Annotated in this window: 6 protein-coding genes; all 6 read left to right on the top strand. The window is 47.2% G+C overall.

The window, feature by feature from the left end:
* Positions 1-29 precede the first annotated feature (29 nt).
* From H7T88_RS13425 to H7T88_RS13450, 6 genes are read left to right on the top strand one after another with little or no spacing between them, the layout of a single operon-like run.
* Positions 30-16,763, top strand: coding sequence for a non-ribosomal peptide synthetase/type I polyketide synthase (locus tag H7T88_RS13425; protein WP_260510929.1), 16,734 nt, complete (start codon positions 30-32; stop codon positions 16,761-16,763).
* On the top strand, positions 16,753-20,895 hold the full coding sequence (locus H7T88_RS13430; RefSeq protein WP_221788884.1) for a beta-ketoacyl synthase N-terminal-like domain-containing protein: 4,143 nt from the start codon (positions 16,753-16,755) through the stop codon (positions 20,893-20,895). The genes H7T88_RS13425 and H7T88_RS13430 overlap by 11 nt, the downstream gene beginning before the upstream one ends.
* Entirely contained in the window at positions 20,892-21,149 is a 258-nt protein-coding gene (locus tag H7T88_RS13435; RefSeq protein WP_090914993.1) for an acyl carrier protein, read from the top strand. The genes H7T88_RS13430 and H7T88_RS13435 overlap by 4 nt, the downstream gene beginning before the upstream one ends.
* Positions 21,146-22,303, top strand: coding sequence for an acyl-CoA dehydrogenase family protein (locus tag H7T88_RS13440; protein ID WP_221788886.1), 1,158 nt, complete (start codon positions 21,146-21,148; stop codon positions 22,301-22,303). The genes H7T88_RS13435 and H7T88_RS13440 overlap by 4 nt, the downstream gene beginning before the upstream one ends.
* Complete coding sequence (locus tag H7T88_RS13445) at positions 22,300-23,280, top strand: ACP S-malonyltransferase (protein WP_154983241.1); 981 nt, start codon at positions 22,300-22,302, stop codon at positions 23,278-23,280. The genes H7T88_RS13440 and H7T88_RS13445 overlap by 4 nt, the downstream gene beginning before the upstream one ends.
* The gene (locus H7T88_RS13450; RefSeq protein WP_260510900.1) at positions 23,277-24,599 is read left to right on the top strand and encodes an aspartate aminotransferase family protein; all 1,323 of its coding nucleotides are present in this window, start codon (positions 23,277-23,279) and stop codon (positions 24,597-24,599) included. Before H7T88_RS13445 ends, H7T88_RS13450 begins: the two co-directional genes overlap by 4 nt.
* The last annotated feature ends 16 nt before the right edge of the window (positions 24,600-24,615 follow it).

A 24,615-nucleotide genomic window follows, 5' to 3' on the forward strand; every position in this document is an offset into this window, starting at 1 on the left:
TCTCAATTAATGAATGAGGTGTGGTCGTGATGGTACGTAAAACCGTGGAACTCTCCGAAACACAAAAGGGAATCTATTTTGATTGCCAAGTGAATGATCCATCTTCTTATAACATCTCCGCTTCGATACAAATCGAAAGGCTTCAACTTGAAGCCTTTCGACGTTCCATCGAGTTGCTCATGCATGAACAAGTCGTGCTCCGCACGCACATTGAGATACAGCAGGACAGACCAGTTCTGGCGATCCACGATGATATGGAGTACTCACTGATTATGCGGGATCTGAGTCAGGCTCATCAGGATGGCAAGGAACAGCAACTGGAGGGATACATTGAAGAATGTATTCAGGCTCCCTTCATATTGGAGCAAGGCCCTTTATTTCGAATCATGCTTGTACATATGGACGAGAACACGCATGTTCTTACTTTATGTATCCACCATTTAATCTGTGACGGTATGTCTCTGGAAATTTTTAAAAATAAACTTCTCCATGCGTACACCTGCATCCTGCAGGATCTACCTTTGGAAATAAAGCAGGATCAGGGCTTTATCTCTTATATCGAATCAGAGAATACGAAAATACAAGAGAACAAGTATAACCGTGAGCGTGAGTTCTGGTTATCCAAAATGAACGGTGCAGAGCCCCTGGCACTGCAGCATGACTATCCGGCTGGCGGTTCACAGACCGGTGTGGGACATGAGCTACGTTTTGATATTCCAGAGGTGTTGATGGCGGATATTACAGAGATGTCAAAGGAGCATGAGGTTACGGTATTTATGTTTTTCATGGGGGCATTCAGTATTCTATTGAATAAATATGCAGGCAAAGAGGATATCACGTTTGCTTCTCCGTATTCCCATCGTCCGGATATCGAATTGGAAGAAACGATTGGCTGTTTTGTACATATGTTGCCGATGCGGTTCCAGATTGACCTAGAATCTAAATTTGGTTCTCTCCTTGAGCAAGTTACTGCAGCCTGGATCGAAACGTATAAACACATTGGATATCCTAATAATCTAATCGTCAGAGACAGTATGTTGCAGGTGCAACCAGGCTCACCATCGGTATTTGATATCTCCTTTGTGTATGACTCATATGAGGAGGATCTGCCAGGAAGCCAGCTTGTGGAACAGGATAAGGTTACTTTCCCAGGTGATCTGATGGTTGTATTAAACGGCACACCTCAAGGTACACAGCTGAAGCTGCAATATAAACCGAATGTGTTTCGAACAGACTCCATTGAACGAATGGGTCAGCGCTTCTTATTCCTCATGCAACAGCTGGTAACTGCACCAGAGAAGAGCATTGGTGAATACAGCCTGCTGATGCAGGAAGAGCAGGAGCAATTGCTGCATCAATTTAACCAAACTTCATATTTTCCCTACACTCCGCAGCATATCATCGATGTTTTTCATACAAAAGTAACAAAGCACCCAGAACGAGTAGCTCTACTCGAAGGAAAAGAAAAACAAACCTACGCACAAGTTAATGCAAAGGCCAATCAATTGGCAAAACAGATCATCGCACGGAAAAAGACCGAAAACGAGGCAGTCGGCGTACAAATGCTACGTTCTTCCGATCTGGTCATCGTCTTGCTGGCTGTTCTGAAGGCTGGATGTGCTTTTGTTCCCCTAGACCCTTCCTATCCGGTATCCAGAAAAGCCTACATTTTATCCGATGCGAATATATCCACCGTTATTGCCATCCGGCCAGAAGCAGAGGATGACTCGCTTCCGGCTCACTATATCTACACAGAAGATGGGATGGTATACACGGGAGACAGCTCCAATCTCGAAGATCCTCTAGATCCTTACAGTCTCGCCTACATTATGTACACGTCAGGATCAACGGGCAAACCTAAAGGGGTCATGATTGAGAATCATAGTGTGGTCAATACATTGCTTGATTTGGAACGTCGTTTTCCAGTACAAGCGAGTGATGTGTATATGTTAAAAACTGCGTATACCTTTGATGTATCCTGTACAGAATTGTTTGGTTGGTTTATGGGTGAGGGAGCATTAAGTATTCTGCCGCCAGGCGAGGAGAAGAACCCGGACCAGATATTGACTACAGTAGCTGAACATCAGGTGACTCATATCAACTTTGTGCCGACGCTATTCCGTCTTTTTCTCGAGACGATGGAACTTCGTTCTGATCTCTCAGGACTGGACACGCTGAAATGGGTATTTGTAGGCGGAGAGGCCGTCACACCCGATATCATTAAAAAATTCAACCAACTGAATATCCGGGCAAGCCTGGATAATGTATACGGTCCTACGGAATGTACGATATGGGTCTCCCATTATCCATTGAGTGCCTATGAAGGGCATGGAAACATACCCATTGGTTCCCCATTGAACGAGTCCAGATGGTATGTCGTTGGAAGCCGGGATGAATTGCAGCCTTTGGGCATTCCGGGGGAACTATGTCTGAGCGGTGTAGGTCTTGCACGCGGATATTTGAACCTGGAAGAAATGACAAGGGAAAAATTCGTTCCTAACCCTTTCTTTGACGAAGAGAAGGACCCTGAGTATTTCAGAATGATGTACCGCACTGGGGATATGGTTCGCTCCCTTCCAAGCGGAACGATTGAATACCTGGGGCGCATTGATTTTCAGGTCAAAATTCAGGGTGCAAGGTTAGAGACAGGTGAGATCGAAAATACTCTTTCATCTTACCCGGGAGTCATTCAAACCGTCGTTGTGATGAAATCCTCCGAGACAGGGTCCGGTTTACTGTATGCCTATTATTTGTCGGAGCAGGAATTGCCTGTGGCTGATCTGAGAGACCATTTGTCCAAATCTCTGCCAGCTTATATGATTCCATCTGTTTTTGTACATAAATCGGAGTTCCCACTCAATAGTAGCGGGAAAATTGATCGCAATGCACTAATTGCAGATACCACTCATATTCACACTTCAAGCACGGCTTACGTTGCTCCAGCCACGGAATTAGAGCGGCAGATTGCATCGGTATGGGCAGAAGTGCTCGGTGTCGAGAAAGTCGGGAGAGATGATCATTTCTTTGAACTTGGTGGCAATTCATTTTCCGTTATTCAGGCTCATAATCGTTTAAAGCATCGTACTGATGTGGATTTCCCAGTGCCCCGCTTTTTTGAGCGTCCTACACTGCGGCAGTTTGCAGCATTGGGACAGAAACAGGAGACAGCACGGATACCGATGTTGCGAGAAGAACGTTTTGGACGGAAAGCCGGTATTCTGCGTGATGATATTGCCATTGTAGGGATGTCCGTGAATGTACCCGGAGCAGAGGATATTCATGAATTCTGGCGTAATCTGATGGCACAAGAGGAGAGCATTCATTTTTACAGTGATGAGGAACTGAGGACGCTCGGTGTAGACGAGGCATTGCTGCGTTCTCCTCGTTATGTTAAAGCCAAAGGGCGGGTCAACGGGATTGAGGAGTTTGATGCTGGCTTTTTCGACTATACACCTGGCGAAGTTAAAATGATGTCCCCTCAGTTCAGACTAATGTATCAGGGAATATGGGAAGCATTTGAGGATGCTGGGTGCAGACCTGATGAAGCAGGCAAAGTCGGCGTTTTCCTCGGTGGATCGGATGACTTTGAGTGGTATCGACAAGTGCTGTTCGGGGATGCGGGATACAGCAGCAAATATGAAGCATTTACACTCAGCACCAATCATTTTTTGGCTACACGCATGGCCTACAAGTTGAACCTTAGAGGTCCTGCTTATACAGCTCTTACGGGATGTTCAACGTCTTTGGTCACTCCACATCTGGCATGTCAGTCTTTAATCGTTGGAGAATGTGATGTCGCTGTGGCTGGTGGAATTACAGTAGAGCTGCCGAATGAAGGTGGCTACGTGTACGAGGATGGCATGATGTTTGCCTCGGATGGCCATTGCCGTCCATTTGATGCAGCTGCAAGCGGCACGGTGTTCTCCAATGGGATGGGGATCGTGGTGTTGAAGCGGTTGAGTGATGCATTGCGAGATACAGATCATATTTACGGTGTCATTAAAGGTTCAGCCATTAATAATGACGGTCAGGAGAAGCTGAGCTTCCTTGCGCCAAGTGTAAGCGGTCAGGCAGAGGTCATTCAGGATGCGTATCAGGCAGCCGGAGTTGATCCCGAAACGGTTAGTTACATTGAGGCGCATGGCACAGGCACACTTCTGGGTGATCCGATTGAAGTTGAATCGTTGACACGTGCTTTTGCCTCCGAGAAAAAGCAGTTCTGTTATCTTGGCTCAGTAAAAGGCAACGTGGGACATATGGATACAGCGGCTGGCGTTGTTGGTTTGATTAAGGTTGCACTTAGTCTTGATCAAGGATATATCCCGGGTACCGCCAATTATGAACAACCGAATCCGAAGATTGATTTTGCAAGCACGCCCTTCAAGGTCAACTCGCAGGGGGTGGACTGGAAACCAGGTGAAGCTGGTGTTCTGCGTGCAGGGATTAATTCATTTGGTGTGGGAGGCACGAATGCTCACATGGTGTTGGAGGAGGCTCCAAAGATGGACAAGTGCAGTCCGGATGATGATGTCAATGTAATGATTTTTTCAGCCAAAACAGAGTACTCGCTGAGCCGCACTGCTGAACAAATTATGGAGCATCTCGCGCAGCATCCAGAGATATCCATTTCGGACGCAGCGTGGACATTGCAGACCGGTCGAACGGGTTTTGCTTATCGTAAGGCACTGGTTCTGGATAAAAGCTGGAAAGATGATCCCGAGCAATGCATGCGTCAGCTGGAGAAGGCAAAAATGGTTCATTCGCCGCAAGATCGGCGTCCGGTTTATTTTATGTTCCCTGGGCAGGGCAGTCAGTATCAGGGCATGGGTGCAGCATTGTACAAATCGACAGAGCAGTCAGGCATTGCACCACTTTTCAAGAAGCATGTACAGCAGATTGTGGATCTGCTTCCTGAAGAAGAGCGAGAAGAGATTCTGTCTGTTGTATACGGTGATCAGCATCCAGAGCGAATTAACCAGACGGAGTACAGCCAATTTGCGCTATTCATGACCAGTTATGCCATGGCTCAATCCTTGATTGATCTGGGCATCAGGCCAGATGGCATGATCGGACATAGCATCGGAGAACTGACAGCAGCTGTGGTTGCAGGTGTATTTGATCTTGCAGATGCTGTACAGATCGTAAGGCTACGGGGACGTTTGATGCAGCAACAACAGCCAGGTGTCATGCTCGCCATCATGGAGGACTCTCCGTTGGTAAAATCCCAATTGGAAGAAGGTACGTGGCTGGCTCTAGTCAACACAACAGGTTCCAGTGTCATTGGCGGGACGGCAGAGGCGATTGACCGAATGGAAGAAAAGGCCGGAAGACTCGGCTGGAAATGCGTTCGTGTGAAAACCTCCCATGCCTTCCATACACCGATGATGAAGGATGCTGCGATGGAATTTGAACACAGTCTGTCCGCTTATTTGCTGCATAGCCCGCGGATTCCATTGCTTTCGAATACGAGCGGAACATGGGCATTGCCGGATGAGATCGTAAGTCCAGACTACTGGGCAAGGCATATTTTAGAGCCGGTGTTGTTTGAAGCAAACTTGGCTGAAATGTTAAAGGAAGAACAAGCTGTATTCATTGAGGTTGGGGCAGGACGGACATTAAGCTCATTTGTGAGACAGCACAGTCAGTCCAAGGAAACACAATCCGTATTGAATATGTTGCGTCACGTTAGAGAAACAGAACCGGACGTGCTGTATACAAACCGCAGAATCGCCGAGTTATGGTGCGAGGGCCTTCAGCCGGACTGGAAAGTACTCAAGGGACAGAACGTGCGCCGCAAATGCTCCTTGCCAACCTATCATTTTGATAAGCAGCATTATCCAATTGGCCAGTCGCTTATTGGTGGTTCGACGTTGGAAGGAACAAGCAGTAGTCGACATACACCTCAGTCGAGTGAACAATATAGCAACACGTCCCTTTCCGTTGCGGGAGGTTATGCAGGTAGTCTGGAGGCCATGAAACGGGTTGTTCTGGAGGCGTATGAAACGATTTTTGGCATAAATGACCTGGAAGAGCATGTTAATTTCTTCGCCGTTGGTGGAGACTCGCTCAAAGCAGTCAGTTTGTCCGCATCGATTCGGTCTTCCATCGGGATTCAGGCAGAGGTTGCGGATGTGTTTAACCATGCTACACCAGCCCAACTGGCGGAACATCTCTTTGCAATGGTTGAGCCGCAAGTACAGAAGCAGAACATGATTGAGGCTGCGCCGATAATGGATGCCTATCCAATCTCATCTGCGCAGATGCGTATGTTCACTCAATCCATGCTGGATCCAAATAGCACGGCGTATAATTTGCCGTCGGCTACCCTGATCGAAGGAGATTTGGATCATGCCAGAGTAGAGGCTGCACTGGAAAAGCTGGTGCAATGTCATGAAGCGCTTCGAACGACGTTTGCAATACGCGGAGATCAGGTGGTGCAGATGGTTCATGCATCCGTTCCTTTAGATTTCAGCTTTACCGAGCAGTATTTAGCCGATGAACAAGAGACTTCTGCTTTGATTCAGACGCTGATTCGTCCTTTTGAGCTTCATCAGGCTCCACTCATGCGAGTGAACCTGATTAGAACAGGAGCGCGCAAGCATCTGTTGTTCTTTGATATCCATCATATTATTGCGGACGGTACTTCCGTTGAGTTGATTACACGCGACTTCAATGCACTGTATTTTGGGGAGGAACGCACTGTCCGGTTACATTACAAAGATTATGCGGTCTGGCAACAGCAGCGTCTTACCTCTCAGGCTTATCAGCCGCATCAAACATACTGGCTGGAACGGTTGAGTCCAACACCGCCTGTACTGCAGCTTCCACTTGATCATGATCGTCCATTACAGCGAGAGATGAAAGGTGAACGAGTTCATTTCACGTTGAGCCACTCGTTAACGGAGCGATTGCACAAGCTGGCTTCATCCACGGAAGTTTCCATGTATATGGTGATGTTGAGTGTATGGAATCTTCTGTTAGCGAGTCGAACAGGTCAGCAGGACATCGTAGTCGGGACCCCCGTAGCGGGTAGGTTACAGGAAGAATGGAAAGAGACAGTTGGAATGTTTGTGAATATGATTGCCATGCGGAATTATCCAGCATCAGATCGGACCTATACCGCTTTTTTACAAGAGCTGAAACAGCATACACTCGATGCTTTTGCACATCAGGAGTATCCATTTAATGAGCTTGTAACGCAGCTTGGACTTAAGCGGGAACTGAACCGTAATGCCATCTTTGATGTGTGTTTTGATTATCAGAACATGGAACTGCATGATCTTGAGCTTCATGGACTTCAATTCAGTTCTATTCCTGTGGAGACCGGAGTCTCAACTTATGACCTGTTGTTAACATGTCAGGAGAACAGGGAGCAGCAAGTCATTGAAGGGTACATTGAATATGCGTTAGACCTGTTCCGGGGTGAAACGGTTGAGCGTATGATTCAAGAATTCATTGAACTATGTGAGCAGGTTGTGCAACAACCGGATGCACCTCTAGGTAAGCTGTATGAACGAGTCCAGCGTGCTTCGGGAGCTGAGGTTCATCGGTTGGCGGGACCCATTTTACATTATGATCATACCCTGAGCTTGCATCGTTTGTTTGAACTACAGGCAGAGCGTATACCAGACCAGACTGCACTTATTGTTTCTTCGGGCAAGGAACTTACCTACCTTGAGCTTAATGAGCGAGCGAATGCGTTGGCTTGGAAGCTAATTGATCGAGGGGTACGTAGAGATGAACCTGTAGGCATATTAACTGGCCGGGATGAAACTCTCATTATTATGTTGATCGCAGTACTCAAAGCGGGTGCAGCTTACCTGCCTATAGATCCAGCATTTCCACCGCAACGTATTCTGGACATGATGCAAGATAGCAAGATGAAGTTGCTACTGTGCACTGCTAATGAGGCCAATGTCGTGGCTTTTGAAGGCGAACGCATCGTTTATGAGCCTGATTTTGCTGACGAACGTTCAACTATTAATCCGAATGTGGACGTTCTATCTTCTGACTTGTCTTGTGTCATCTTCACCTCTGGATCCACCGGAAGGCCTAAAGGGGTAATGATTGCTCACGATGCGATGGTCAATTTTGTGGAAGACATCAGGCATCGAAACCTTTTTGAATATGAAACAGATCGAATGATTAGTGTAACAACGGTATCTTTTGATATTTTCGGATTTGAAGTGTGGGCACCATTGTGTACAGGGCATCCTCTATATTTGGCAGATGAGCAGGAACAGCTTGATCCCGTTCTTGCCGCGCGCCAGATAAGGCAGCATGGCGTAACGCATATTCTCAGCACGGTATCCCGGATTAAAGCATTTGTTGAAAATTCGGAATTTGCCAAGGTACTCCCTCATCTTCGGTGTGTTCTTACCGGAGGAGAAAGTGTTCCGGCAGGACTTCTGACTGATATTAAAAAATATTCGTCCGCCCGTGTCTTTAATATGTATGGCCCTACCGAAACGACGATTTGGTCAACGACCAAAGAGTTGCAACAATCTGGACTCATTACGATTGGCAAACCTATTGCTAATACGGAGCTTTATATCGTGGATGAAGAGGGTGAATTCCTGCCTCCCGGAAATTATGGAGAACTCTGCATTGCAGGCCGCGGGGTGTCCAGAGGTTACCTGAATAATCTGACCGAAACGACTGCCAAGTTCATTGACAATGCAAAGGTTCTGGGTGGACGTATGTACCGGACAGGTGACTTGGCTCGTGTGTTGCAGGACGGGGAGGTCGAACTAGCGGGACGTTTGGATCAGCAAGTGAAGATCAGAGGATACAGGATCGAATTAAACGAGATCGAGCAAATGGCTATGAGCTATGAACGTTTGAGAGAAGCCGTCGTGAAGGTCGAAGGAAACCAGCCTGAGCAGTTGCAACTGGTGCTCTACTACAGCTTGAAGCCGGACATAAGTGTATCGAATATGGAAGAGCAGGACACTTTGCTCAGGTCTTGGCTGAAACAGAAGTTGCCACAGTATATGATGCCTTCACGCATCATTCGTCTAGACAAGCTGCCAGTTCTGCCGAATGGCAAACTGAATCGGAATGCCCTTCAATGGACTGACTTTGGAGCGATTGAGGCGATCGAAGCTAATGAGAAGCCAGCTCCATCTTTAATGGCTGGTTCTTCTTCTCCAGTGGGAAGAGAACAGGCTCGCAAAGAGCTGGAGCAGATGCTGGTTGAAACATGGAAAGAGATGTTGAACCGGGATCATGTCGGAGTACAAGAGCACTTTTTTGATATTGGCGGTAACTCGCTAGGTCTGATCTTGATTAATAACCGGTTAAACGCTTATCTTGGGAAAAATATTCCGCTTGTGCAGTTGTTTGAACACTCTTCCATTACTTCGCTCGTTGATCATCTGATGTCTGAACAGATGTCAGCTTCTGTGGATGTACCTGTTCAGAATGAACACGAGCAAGAGCATGTATCCAGGGAAGTCATCGCGAGCACGAGCACTGCGGTCAAACCTGATCCTTCAATGATGCAAGAAAGAGTGATAAACATCAAAACAGATGCGGATGTGAACAGCAGGAACAGAAGCACTTCCCCATCGGATATCGCTGTTATAGGTATGGCCGGTCGTTTTCCAGGATCAAAAAATATCGAGGAGTTCTGGGATAATCTGATGGCAGGTAAGGACGGCATTACCCGACTGACTGAAGAAGAATTGGCAGCAGCAGGGGTGCGGCCTGAAGAGTATAAACATCCTGAATATGTTCGAGCCAAAGGCGTTTTGCAAGATACCGAGTTTTTTGATTCCGGATTTTTCGAATACCCGTATCAGGAGTCCGATATGATGGACCCGCAGATTAGACTGCTTCATCAGTGTTCCTGGGAAGCGCTTGAACATGCGGGCTGTGATCCATACCGGTACTCAGGTTCCATCGGTTTATTTGCCGGAAGCGGATTGAGTTTACCATGGATGGTTCAATTCCTGGGTCGTTCAGGTGATCTGCTGCAAGCTTTTGAAGCGATGACGCTGAATGAGAAGGATTATATTACGACACGTATATCTCACAAGCTGAATCTAAGAGGGCCAAGTATGGCTGTGCAGACGGCATGCTCGACCTCGCTCGTCGCGATTCATCAGGCAGCAGAATCACTGATCCGGGGAGAATGTGACGTGGCTCTCGCAGGGGGAGTGTCTATCTCTTATCCGCTCAAAGAAGGGTATCACTGGCATGAAGGCATGATCTATTCCAAGGACGGGCATTGCAGAGCGTTCGACGAACAGGCCTCAGGTACGGTTTCGGGGAACGGGTGCGGCATGGTTGTGCTGAAGCCGCTTCATGATGCTTTGCGCGATGGGGATCAGGTCTTTGCGGTGATCAAAGGCTCAGCGATTAACAATGATGGATTGGATAAAATCGGATATACTGCGCCAAGTGTTACCGGACAGGTGAAGGTCATTCAAACCGCACTTGACCGCTCGGGGGTGTCTCCACAGGAAATCAATTATGTGGAGGCACATGGGACAGGCACCAAGCTCGGTGATCCCATCGAGATCGAAGCACTTAGACAGTCCTGGGGAACGGATAAACGTAATTATTGCGCCCTCGGTTCGGTCAAAGCAAACATCGGTCATCTGGACGCTGCAGCGGGTGTTGCCGGATTTATCAAAACCGTTCTAACGTTGCATCACCGAACAGTTCCGCCGCAGATTTATATGGAAAGAAGCAATCCTATGCTGGAACTGGAACGCAGTCCTTTCTACATTAATCAGGAGCCGCAATACTTCAAAGATCAGCAGCAGGTTCTGCGCGCAGCGGTAAGTTCCTTCGGCATTGGCGGCACGAATGCTCACGTGATTTTGGAGCAACCGCCCGTACGAGAGAGTCAAAGTGTGTATCAGCCTGTACACTTACTCCCGTTCTCGGCCAAGAGCGAATCCGCTCTGGATCGAACGTATCATTCGGTTTTACAAGCACTCGAAAAAATGCCGGAACAGATGCCGAGTGCTGCTTGGACATTGCAAGAGGGAAGAAGTCGATTTAACTATCGTAAAGCTCTTGTCGTTGTGGATGGCTACGTCCCTTCGCAAGATCAGGTGGAGGAACATGAAGCACAAGCGAGTGTGAACCAGGGGGATAAGCCTAAAGTAATGTTCTACATCCGTGGGGATGTTTTATGGGAACCACACGTGATTCGGGAACTTTATGCTTCCAGGTATCGTAGTCTAGTGTCTGAACGATTCAAGCAATACTTTGAAGAAGTACTGAGCTTTTTTGAATCCAAGGAACAGTATGCACTTCGTCAAAGTATAGGCAGGCCAATTCGGGATTCAGACCTGAAATTTATGTATTGCTTTGTGGTGCAGTACGCTCTGTTTGCAACGTTGATTGAGTCAGGGGTTAAACCGGATGGAATGTGTGGAGAAGGTGTCGGTGAACTGGTCGGACAGGTCATTAGCAATACGCTTGAGTTGGCTCATGCGGTGCGTCTCTTATATAGCCGTGAAGATTGGCAGACACAAGAAGGTGCCTTGTCTGAGGCAATGAGTACGATCGACACATCAAAGAATTCTTTACTGTCTGCGGAAAAGATACTTTGGGTTACAGCCTGTCCGCTACAGAACGGAGAGCTTGTAGACAACGATATATTGAAGGATGCGCAGGTTATCTCTCTTACCGGAGATCGTTCCAGCTCGCTTGAAGCCGATATCTATTTCATGAAAACACTGGGATATTGCTGGTGCAGAGGCATCGAACTGAATTGGGCACATATTAACGGACAGAGCTCTGGGCAAAAGATATCTCTCCCTACTTATTCGTTCGATCCAATCGTTCATAAGCATGATGTTCCGCTGTACCTGCTTACAGGTGTACCTCAAACTGCGGCTTCTCAGACTTCATTACCAGAACAGGCGAACACAGGCAAGAGTAGAGTCCGTTTGAATGTGGATGAAGTATACGACACCACTGCTCAGTTCTGGCAAGAGTTGCTTGGTTGTGAATCAGTGAACTCCGAGGATGATTTCTTCCAGCTTGGTGGACATTCCCTCAAAGCTATCACTCTGGCATCCCGAGTCAAGGAAACATTCGGAGTTGCTATGGGACTAGAGGATGTCTTCGATCATTCTGTGCTTGCCCGTATGGTGGCATGGATCGATCAGCAACAAGACAATGGGTTGGATCATTCGGGATCAGGAGACAGCATTTTCCCAGCAGCATACAAAGACCGATACAAGACGACTTCTGCGCAACGAAGAATGTTCGTGGTACATGAATGGATGCAAGGCGAGAGCACAGCCTACAATCTTGCAAGTTCGTACCGGTTGAAGGGAGCGCTCGATACGGCACAATTTACAGCGGTGATGGATGCTCTCGTACAGCGGCATGAGGCGTTTCGTACGCGCTTTGAAATGCTTGAAGGTGAACTATACCAGGTCATTGAGGATCAGGTTTCAAGTGTAGTGGAGTTGCTGGAACTTGAAAAAGAAGAGCCGGAGCAGCAATTGATGCAATGGCTGCAACCATTTGATCTGACCCAGGCACCACTGGTTCGTGTAAAGCTTGCCCGCCTGTCCGATGACGAACATATTCTGTTCATAGATATGCATCATATTATCTCTGATCAGAGTTCCATCGCGATTCTTATGCAAGAATTTGCCCGGTTATATAGTGGGGAATCTTTAGAACCATTATCGATTCAGTACAAGGACTATGCTGAATGGATTGATCAATCTACATCAGACGGGCATGCTGCCGAAGATGAGGCGTTTTGGCTTGAAGAATTCAAGGATGTGCCTGCGTCTGTCGAATTGCTTACAGATTACCCGAGACGTGGAGAACTTTCTAACCAGGGTGGCCGAATTAGCAGTGAGTTTGGAGAACAGTTAAGTGAACAGATTAATGATTTTTGTGCAAAACAGGGATTGACTCCCTACATGTTATTCATGGCGGCTTTAAATGTGTTGATCTCCAAATACACGGGACAGCATGATCTGGTCGTTGGCACAGCTGTAGCCGGAAGAGAGAAGCCAGAACTGAATCACGTAATGGGTATGTTTGTAAACATGCTCGCCATTCGTACTATATTAGACAAGGATCAGCCTGTTGAGCTTTATCTGAACGAAGTTCGTAGCAAGCTGTTATCCTGTTATGAACATCAGCAATATCCATATGAAGCGTTGGTTGAGAAGCTTGATCTGATGGGTGATGGGAGCCGTAATCCACTTTTCGATATTGTTCTTAATTACATTAATATGGGTACGGATGAGCTTGAAGCAGGGACATTACAAGTTGAGTCCTGGATGGATGGCAAGGTGGATGCCAAGTTTGATCAGACCTGGACGGTTGTTGAACACCACCAACAGTATACGCTTGAACTGGAATATCGTTCTGAATTGTTCCATGCACGATCCATGGAAATGATGATGGACAAGTTCCGGTATATCTTAACTCAGATGGTCACAGGAGAGGTAGAGCGGGTTCGTCAGATCAAGCTTACTGTGCCTGAAGAGGATGAATGGCTGTTATTCGGTGTCAACGACAACCACATGGACTATCCGCGGGAAGCAACAATTCCCGAACTATTTGAGGAACAAGTTCAATTACATCCACAGAAGACAGCCTTGGTGTGGGGGAACGAGGAGTGGAGTTATGCTGATGTGTATGCACAGGTTCAGAAGCTTGCATCTCGCATACTCGGACAAGACGTGGCATCAGGCTCAAGTATTGCTTTGATCCTGGACCGCGGACCGATCCAGATGATCAGTATCCTTGCTACACTAACCATAGGTTGTAAATATGTACCAATTGATTCGGCATCACCGCCGGCTCGCATTGAATTTATTTTACAAGATTGCAATGCGTCTATACTTTTGACCGAAGAATCGTATGCCTCGGCATGGAAATCAGCGGTTCCACGTGTTATGGTCCCGTCCGCAGAACTGGAATCGTTTGTTTCAGGAGAGTCTGTAGAGCCTATAGTCCAGCAGATAAAGACTGTTGCAGTCGATCCGGCATATATCATCTATACGTCAGGTTCGACCGGAATGCCAAAGGGAACGGTGATGAGTCACCGCAATGTCATTAAAGTGATGAAGAAAAGCAATTTTGTGACGGTGGTGCCTGAGGACCGGGTATTACAAGTTTCCAATTATGCGTTTGACGGTTCGATCTTTGATATTTTTGCTTCCTTAATTAATGGGGCTACCCTGGTACTTATTCCAAAAGAGATCATTCTCGATATGGCACGTCTGGCGGCAGTGATTCGTCAGCAGCAAATATCAGTATTTTTCATTACAACCTCGTTGTTTAATATGCTGGTGGATTGGGATGCAGCATGCCTGAAGCATGTTCGCAGAGTGATGTTTGGGGGCGAAGCGGCATCCGTGAGCCACGCAAATAAAGCAATGGCATGTGTCGGACCAGGCGTACTGTTAAATGGATACGGACCGACGGAAGCGACTTTCTTTGCCTCCTATTATTTACTGGAGCAAACAGAGCCGTATACCGACTCTCTGCCTATAGGTTATCCATTGTCCAATACAGCTCTATATGTTCTGGACGAGGATATGAATCCTGTTCCTGCCAATGTGCCAGGCGAGTTATATATTAGCGGGGATGCGGTAGGTATTGGATATTTGAACCGGGAAGAGCTGACTTTAAAACATTTTATAGCTGATCCTTTCCGCAAAGGCGAACGGATGTACCGGACAGGAGATATCGTCAAGCGTCTACATGATGGCCGTTTGATCTTTATTGAACGATCTGATTTTCAAGTGAAAATCAGGGGGTTCCGAATTGAGTTATCGGAGATCCACAATTGCTTGGAGCAGCTTCCGGGAATCAGGGATGCTTTTGTGATGACAGCGACAGATGCATCTGGAAGTTTATATGTCACTGCATTTTATACATGTGAATCCAACATCTCACGAACGGTTGATAATGTTCGAGCAGAGTTGCACAAGCGGCTGCCTGAATACATGGTACCTGCACAGATCTGGCGAATGGATCATCTGCCTATTAATGCTAACGGCAAGGTGGATCGGAAGGCTTTAGCTGATCTGGTAGAAGCGCAGTCCGTTCCTACAGCGACAGATTCTGTCCTGACGGAGATAGAGCAAAAAATCCTTGCAGCCATGAGAAAGGTACTGAGTAATCCGAACTTTGGCGTAAACGATCATTTCTTCCAAAATGGTGGACATTCGCTTAAAGGTATCGCACTCACGCAAATTTTGTCAAAAGAAGGAATTGCCATCAGTGTGAGCGAATTATTCCAATATCCTACAGTTAGAGCGTTTGCGAATTCGCTGGAAATGCTGAATTCTCCATCTAGTTTATTCGAAGAAAGCCTGCATATTCAGTCCCCTATCGCAGTTCCCCAAGACATATCACTTCATGAGAAACAATTAGACAGCCTGGTGTTACATGTCTTGAATAATTGTAATCAGGTTTCAAGTTTCATGGCGGGAACACCTGTTATCGGTTGCTTCCCACTATCTCCAATTCAAAGAGCACATGCTTCTACAACTGCACGAGCAAGCGGTTTTACAACCATATTGGAGGGTAATTTAAATGAATTTACTGTGAAAAGACTGATTCTCGGCGTGATTGCCCGTCATCAGTTGCTACACAGCATTATATATGAGGAAGACACGTTACAGTGGCATCAGTGTGATTTGTCCGAAGCAGCAGATATGTTGCAACAACTCATTCCATATCTTGATGTTCGTCCCTACGCCCTTGCTACGCTGGAAAAAATGGAGCACAAACTAATTCAGTCGCTATTACACAAGTCGCATACACTCGATGGTTTGCCATGGCGTCTGTGTATTCTGCGAACAGGAGCTAGTAAGCACAAACTGATTTGGAGTTTCGATCACCTTGCCTTTGATGGCATGAGCGCCGAGATCATTAAGCAGCAACTTGAGTCGGCAATTGCCCGTAATCAGCAATCTGGAATGATCGCTACAGAAGGTTCATTGGAGATACGCAAATATGAGGATTATGTAAACATGCTGTCTCGAGGGCCTGTTAACATCACTGAGCATGAACTCGAGGAGCGGTATTCCATTCAGGCTTGGCAACATTGCAATAGTAGCGTTATGAATCAACTGTTAATCACCACAGGCGAGTCAGCGCCTTCAGCGATGACGGTTGAAATACCGCGTACAGATATTACAGACCAAGATCTTAATGAGTCCTGGTGGAACTATTTTAAATCCTTTGCTGGCATTATCGCTTCTTATCTGAATGCGAAAGAGTTGCCTGTTGCGCTTGTGCATTATGGCCGAGAGTATGGACAAGAAACGTATTATGATCACGTAGGTGAATTCCTCGATCTGATTCCGATTCTTGTGCATGCTGATTTTGCTCAGGAAGATTTGGTGGAACGCTTGGACTTCACGAAACGACACAGCATTAACTTTATGGCGCTGACAGATGACTCGTTCATGACGTCTCCGTATTCCAAAATTCAAAGACAATTGGCTACAGCCTACAGACAGACGGGTCAGGAGCCAAGGAAACTTATTTTGTTCAACTTCCAGGGCTTTATCTCCAGCGAGGAGACCATCCCAGAGTTCGAACAGATCGATGACTCCGGGTCTAATCCGAGCCTCGCATACATGGAATGGGTCATTCGATACGATGAAAATTCTGTGTACGTGCACCTGGGGTGTCATACAGGTCTGGATACGGAGCGCTTGAAACAGCAGATTGAGGAGCAACTCGGCAGTTACGAGAATGTAAAAGTGAAAGTTCATAATGAGGCAGCGGAGGTGCAACATGTCCAGTAAATCCATACAACGAGGGCCGGAGTTGATTGTGCCGGAGCATTATGCAACAGTTGCTGAACTTCTTATGTATATCGCTGACAAACATCCGGATAAGGGAATCACTTATATCAGTTCATCCGGCGAAGAACAGTTTGAATCGTATCCTGAGCTGCTGAAGCAAGGACGTCTGTATCTTCAAGGCTTGCTTGAGAGCGGGTTAACTAAGGGACAAGTCGTTATATTGGAGATTGATCATTCACAGCAGTTTTATCGTACATTTTGGGCTTGTATTCTGGGCGGCATTATTGTCGCCCCGGTCAGTCCTCCTGCCTCCTGGGAGCCGGGTTCAGCTGGTCTGGAGAAATTCACGAAAATATGGGGAATCCTCGGGAAACCTGTGGTAGTCGTAGAAGAAGCATTTTTGCCAAAATACGAACAGCTTGCTAAGAGTCCAATTTTTGAGGGATTGAACTGCCTTAGCGTTAGCAAGCTTCAGACAAGTTATACAGTTGCCGAAATAAGTCTGACTGCTCCTGAAGAAGTTGTTTTTCTACAGTTTTCGTCAGGAAGTACAGGTATCCCTAAGGGAGTACAGTTAACGAATCGTAATATTATTGCGAACAGTATTGCATGCAAGACCTTCCTTGGTGCTGAAGAAGGAGATAACGTGTTTACTTGGCTGCCTCATACGCATGACATGGGAATGTTCGGGCAACACCTAACGACTGTACTAAGCGCTGCTAATTTAATGGTTATGTCTCCGTATACCTTTGTAAGATCCCCTTACTTGTTCCTACGCAAAATTACGGAACATCAAGGGAAGTGGTTCTGCTGCACAAACTTTGGTTTTGAATGGATGGTTCAAAAGATCCCGGATTCCAAACTGGCTTCGCTTGATTTGTCTTCGCTGCGCATGGCCCTAAACGGTGCCGAGCCCATATCGACCAAAGTTATTGAACGATTTGCTCAAAAATTCAGTTCCTGTGGTTACCGCACGGATATGATGTTTCCTGCTTACGGCATGGCTGAGGCAACTGTGGGTGTGTGTACCTGGAGGTTGAAAGAGGAGCCGCGCATCGAACAAATATCACGTAAAGCGCTTGTGCAACAAGGAAAAGCGATTCCGGTGGATGCCGCTGTTCATGACCCGGCAGATCTGATTGAGTTTGTGCATGAAGGTTATCCCATGACGGGAATCCAGATTCGAATAGCCGATGAGTACGGCGAAGTTGTCGATGAGCGCACGGTGGGTGAAATCCAGATTCGCGGGGAATCCGTAACCTCCGGATATTACAATCTGCCAGAAGTCAATCGAGAGCTATTCGTGGACGGATGGCTGAAGACGGGGGATCTCGGTTTTATGGCGGAAGGTTCCCTTGTTGTAAGTGGACGAATCAAGGATATCGTATTCATCCGTGGTCAAAATCATTACGCACATGATTTGGAAGAAATTTTATATCAAAATGGCAGTATTCCAAGAGGCAATCTGACGGTTGTGGGACATTTCAATAACATTTCCCAAACGGAAGAACTGCTTGTATTTGTAAAATATAAATCGAACACTCCGCAGTTTCTGGAAATAAGGCAGGACTTAATAGATCGGATGAGGGCTGGTCTAGGAATAGAGATTACTCATGTTCTTCCGATTAAGGTTATTCCGAAAACGACTAGCGGCAAAGTTCAGCGTTTTATGCTGAGAAACGAATATGAGGGCGGTGCATTTAACAAGGATATCGAGGCCATTGAAGCCATGCTCCTTCAAAACCAATCACAGTCCATTGCGGAGAGTGTTCATCCGTTAACTTTGGAGCAGACTGTGCGTGGGGCTTGGGCTGAAGTTCTACAGTTGCCTGTGGAGAAAGTAGCGGTGGATATTCCGTTTCTGGCACTAGGTGGAAACTCCATTCTTGCCTATCAATTACTTGATAAGTTGTCTGCACACATGGGACGTGAACTGGGACAGGAAGTACTCGTCTTTGGCAGAACGGTACAGGAAATGGTCGAATATCTTCAGGAACTTCCCGAAGAGAACAGGTCACTCGAAAATGAAATACGCCCGGATAATCAGTTGAACGTACACCGAGCGATTGCAATAACAGGGTTGTCCCTTCGGCTTCCTGATGCAGATACACAAGAGGAGTTCTGGAGCAATCTCGTTCAAGGATTGGACAGTGTGGATCAGGTGAGTCCGGAACGAGCTGTACGCTCCAAACGGCCGGATTGGACAGATTGGATTGGAGAATTAAAGAACCCGGATACTTTTGACCACGAATTTTTTGAAATGCCGACGGAACAGGCTTCATTTATGGATCCGCAGCACCGCAAATTGCTGGAGGTTGCCTATGAGGCGCTCGAGGATGCAGGCATGATCGTGGATCAGGAGGAAAAACGTGATGTCGGTGTATATGTTGGTATTAACCCCAGCTCCTACTTTGATCTCGTTGTAGATTACATGAATCGTAGCAAGGGATTCGAGGTGCACTCTCATGCGATGGTTGGCAATATGTCCAATATCGCAGCGGCATCGATCTCACACTTATACAATTTCACGGGCCCGGCGCTGGCCATTGATACCGCTTGTTCTTCCTTTCTCGTAGCCTTGACGCAAGCAGTGGCAGCGATTCAGGACAAACGTATCTCTGGCGCAGTTGTAGGCGGAGCAAGCATTTTGGCAACACCTCATGTGCACCAGTTATCACGTAATGCGGGAATATGCTCTTCTACACAACATACCAAGGTGTTTGATCAGGGAGCTGATGGTTCGGTTATTGGTGAGGGTGCAGTAGTTGTATACCTGGAGCCGCTAACAGAGGCAGTTCGCGCGAATAAACATATCTATGGCGTGATCCGTGGCACAGCGGTGAATAACGATGGGTACTCTTTAGGTATTATGGCACCTAATCCTCAGGGGCAATATGAAGTGCTACGAGCTGCATATAACGATGCCAATCTGAATCCAAAAGAAATCTCGTATATCGAGGCGCATGGATCAGGAACAAGAATTGGAGATCCCATTGAAGTGAATGCGTTACTCCGTCTGTTTCAGGAGAAAGGATACGGCGAAGGCACCTCTATCGGTCTAGGCTCCGTCAAAACCAATATAGGACATTTATTCGCAGCATCCAGTGGAGCTAGTCTGGCCAAAGTTTTGCTTAGTATGCAGCACAAGGAACTTCCTCCAAGTCTGCATATGAATAACCCTAATCCAGCTCTTCGCCTGGATCAGTCTCCTTTTTATATCGTTAATGAGCATAAAGATTGGACGGTAACCGAAGGGAAAACGCGTAAAGCTGGTATTAGTTCATTTGGTCTTGGCGGCACGAATGCTCATATTGTGCTGGAGGAGTGGAATGCACCGGCAGTTTGGAGACAGGACACGGAACGGGATCAATTGTTAACCTTCTCTGCCAAGTCAGAGCAGGCGTTGCAGAAGCTGATTGATAGTACGAAAAAGTATCTGGAAGAACATCCGGATCTCCGACTAACGGACGTGTGCTTCACACGGAACAGGTATCGAAAGCATTACCGTTATCGTGCCGCTGTCGCAGTAAAAGAGACCGGGGAGTGGAGTCAGGAAAGCTTGCAATTTGGCTTCAAAAAGAGAAGCCGAGCCGCCCGTGTCAACATCGTTGTTGGAGGAAATAAGTTGGAATTGGCTGATCAGGAGTATTGGGCGAACCTACTCGAATCCCTCATGCGTATCGTACCTTCCATCCAGGAGGTTCGTGGCATTGACGGTGGAGAACAAATGCTGTCCCAGCTCAAGCTGAACGATAAGGCGGATTCCACCCAGGCTCCAGATAAGCCGACAATCACGCTGAATCGCAGCAAAATAACATCCGGAAGTATTCAGGATGCAAACTGCCCGATGGCGAGTGCAGATATTGTTGTAATGCTGGCTACTTGTGATGGGGTCGAACCTGCGGGAGGTACAGGCAAAGAGAGTTATATCCACTTGTCCGGAGCGACAACGCTTACTATGGAAAAACAATTAGCCTTGTTGCTGGGACAGCTCTACGTGCGTGGTGCTTCACTGGATTGGGAACAGTTGCATCCCGATGGAACGGGCCAGATCGTGCATTTACCAGCGCATCCATTCGAGCCACATGTACATTGGGTAGGGGCGAATCAGGGAACGGAGGTCTTGATATGACAAGAGAAGAGATTGAAGGGTTTATTAAAGGGGAAATCGCTGCCGCACTGAAACAGGAACCTGATGAGATTGATGAAGAAACGAATTTCTTGAAAATAGGGGTTTCTTCCGTTCAGGCACTCAAAATTATAAATCGTACACGTAAACATCTGCAGGTGGATATTAGTCCTGTTGCGTTGTTTGAATACAAGACGATTGCAGAATTCGCATCATATCTTCATGAATCGCTTCTTCAAGGGGAGGCAGTCGAATGATTGAACTGGATTCGAAACAGGAGCAAGAGATTCTCCATGAAGCCGAGTTATTTGCTACCCGTGAGATTCGTCCTTATGCCCGGCAAATTCAGGAGCAGCAGTCTATCCCCCGCTCGTTAATTCGTGCTATGGCCGAAAGAGGGTATTTAGCTGCATCTATTCCACATGAGTATGGGGGAATGGGTCTTGGTCCCAAAGCATACGGACTGTTAACGGAAGTATTTGGTAAAGCACTTCCGGCGGTTCGAAGCTTATTGACGGTACATACTTCACTGGTGAGCGAAACTTTGGTGCGTTTCGGATCGCCAGATCAAAAGTCGTCCTGGCTACCCAAGTTGGTCCGTGGGGAATGGATCGGAGCGTTTGGACTGACAGAGCCCGAGGTCGGGTCGGATGCCAAAAACGTAAAGACAACTTGGCGGGAAGAAGAGGACTGTTACGTACTTAATGGAAAGAAAAAGTGGATTACCTTTGGAGACGTAGCGGATGTGTTCATTATTGTTGCCTCCCAAGAAGGGAGGAGTACAGCATTCTGGGTTGAACGTCAGTATGACGGTGTGCAGACGCAAGCCATCGAGGGTGTAATGGTTGGTGGCGAGACAGGAATCGCTGAAATTGATCTTCATGAAGTTCGTGTGCCCAAAAGCCATCTGATTGGGCGTATGCACGAAGGCTTTGAGTACATCGTAAGCGGTGCGCTTGATCAGGGCAGATATAGCATCGCTTGGGCAGGACTCGCTATAGCGCAGGAGGCTTTGGACTCCATGGTGACCTATTCACGCAAGCGAAAGCAATTTGACCAAAAACTCAGTCATTTCCAGCTCATCCGCGGCATGATTGGTGATGCAGTAACGAAAGTCCATGCAGCAAGAGCGCTATGTTTGCGGGCAGCCGAGCTTAGAGAAGCCAAGGACCCGCAGGCTGTCATGGAAACAACGATTGCTAAATATTTTACATCCAAAATTGCAGTAGAAGTGGCAAATGATGCGCTCCAGGTTCATGGAGCCAATGGAATTAGCAGTGAGTATCCGGTATCCAGACTGTACAAGGAGGCTAAAATCCTGGAGATTATTGAAGGCTCCTCCCAGATGCAGCAGGAGATGATCTCACACTATGGGCTGAAAACCTATTACAAGCGTGGCGGTGGGCTATGACGATCTGCGCATTATTTCCAGGGCAAGGTAGCCAATATATCGGGATGTGCAGTGATCTCTTAGAGAGAGAAACGGAAGTCCGGTTGATTTTTGCCGAAGCGAGTGAGGTTATCGGGTTTGATCTCAGAGATTTGATTCTGGCCGGCTCACTGGAGCAACTGACACAATCCGAATATGCTCAGCCCGCTGTACTTACAGCAAGTTATGCGTTGTTTGATTCCTTCGTTCGCCGGACTGGAATTAATCCAGATTATGCGATTGGTCACAGCCTGGGTGAGATCTCTGCTTTGGTGGCTGCTGGTGCATTAAAGTTTGCAGATGCAGTCCGCTTTTCGGCTTCACGGGGGGCATTGATGCATCGTGCAATACAGGAACAGAAGGGCAGAGCAGGAATTGTCGTTGATATGAGTCAAGCAGAACTCGAAAACATCGTTGCCAATATTCGAGAGGTTCATTACGTGACTATCTCGGGGTATAACTCACCTAACCAATTCGTTGTTGCAGGTGAGGTGGGAGGTTTGCGTTTGCTGGATGATCTCGTTGATCAAGCTGGAGGGGAATTTATTCCCTTCCGCATGATGCCTATGAAAGCAGATGCGCCCTATCATAGCGAACTGATGCAATTTATCCAGCCTGAGATGGAAGCGATGGTATCTAAGCTGTCCTTTTCCGAGCCTACATTTGCGATATGTTCCACAGTGAACGGAGAGTTCATCCGAGCAGCAGAGGATATCCCAAGGTTACTGACAGCTCAGCTGTTGCAGCCGATTCACTGGATTCAGGCTTTAGCGCAAATTCGTCGGTTGGGTGCGAGCATTTGGATGGATGTCGGCCCAGGCCAGAGTGTAAGAAATATGATTGCCGAATACGACACTTCAATCACTGCCTATTCGCTGGATGATTCGCAGGATCAGTCGAAGCTCCTGGCAATGTATGCGGCAGGGATTCAAACATACCGGGGAGGCGAAGCTCGATGATTACTACAAATATGATGGCGTATAACCAGCGAGTGAAACAACACCTTCCTGGCGGTGTGCACTATAATTTCCACCTTCCCTGGGAGGAGACACCGCTACACTTTGCCCATGCTTCCCGAAGCAGGGTAACCGATATGAACGGCCGTGAGTATCTGGATCTCTATGCTCGCTTTGGTGCACTTATTGTAGGGCACGGTAACGAGGAATATAACGAATGCCTGAAGGATACGATTGATCGTGTTCTGTCGGTAAGCCATTGTGATCTGGACGCTGAGGCATTGGAGTTAATCCACCAATATGTACCTTCAGCTGAGATGATTCGGTTTGGGTTATCGGGTACAGAAATTGTGCAAAATGCACTGCGTCTTGCCCGCGCTTGGACAGGAAAAAATCGCTTTGTTCGTTTTGAAGGTCATTATCATGGCAATTCAGATAACATTATGGGCGGTAAAACGCCCCGGACAGGTTTGCCCGTACCTTCGGACTATCCTGGTGACATGAAGGGAACACAGGGAAGGGCAAGAGATGTCATGGAATCCCAATCCTATCTGCTACCTTGGAACGATGCTACCCGTCTGGAAGAATTGTTTGTTGAACATGGTGATGACATTGCAGCAGTAATCATGGAGCCGGTTTGTGTAAACGGAGGCGGAGTCATGCCAGCTCCAGGTTATCTGCAAAGGGTGAGACAACTATGTGATCATCATCAGGTTGTACTTATTTTTGATGAGATCATTACAGGGTTTCGTATGGGACTTGGCGGGGCTCAGGAGATGTTTGGTGTTACGCCCGACCTGACTACGCTGGGAAAAGCGATTGCTGGCGGCGGTGTTCCCGTGTCTGCTCTAGTTGGCCGAGCCGATATCATGAAGCTGCTGGTGGACAAAAAAGTAATTCATGCGGGAACGTTTAACGGTTATCCGTTAGGCACAGCCGCGGTGAAAGCAACGCTCGAAATGTTGGGCCGCAATGGAGGAGAAGCCATGAATCGTATGAATCTTCACGCCGAGATGATTCATGACATTCTCACAAGGGAAGCAGCGAAGGTGGGGCTCCCCCTTGTTGTTCAAGGCCCAGCGGGATGCGCTTCCTATCATTGTTGCACCGAAGAACTTAGCAGTACGGCCGATTATACATTTGAATTGATGTCCTTTGATATTTTGTTGAATGGCAAGCTCGCGGAACACGGTATTCTTGTATCGACACTCTCTCGCATGTATCCGAACATTATGCTGGACATGAAAGATGTGGCCTGGTTCAGCGAGCGTGTCCCTGCGGCGATTGCGGAGATGAAAGAGCTCTACGATGAACTTGTCTAATACCGCCAGATCAACA

It is taken from the genome of Paenibacillus cucumis (ex Kampfer et al. 2016), from assembly GCF_019748695.1.
GTDB lineage: Bacteria > Bacillota > Bacilli > Paenibacillales > Paenibacillaceae > Paenibacillus > Paenibacillus polysaccharolyticus.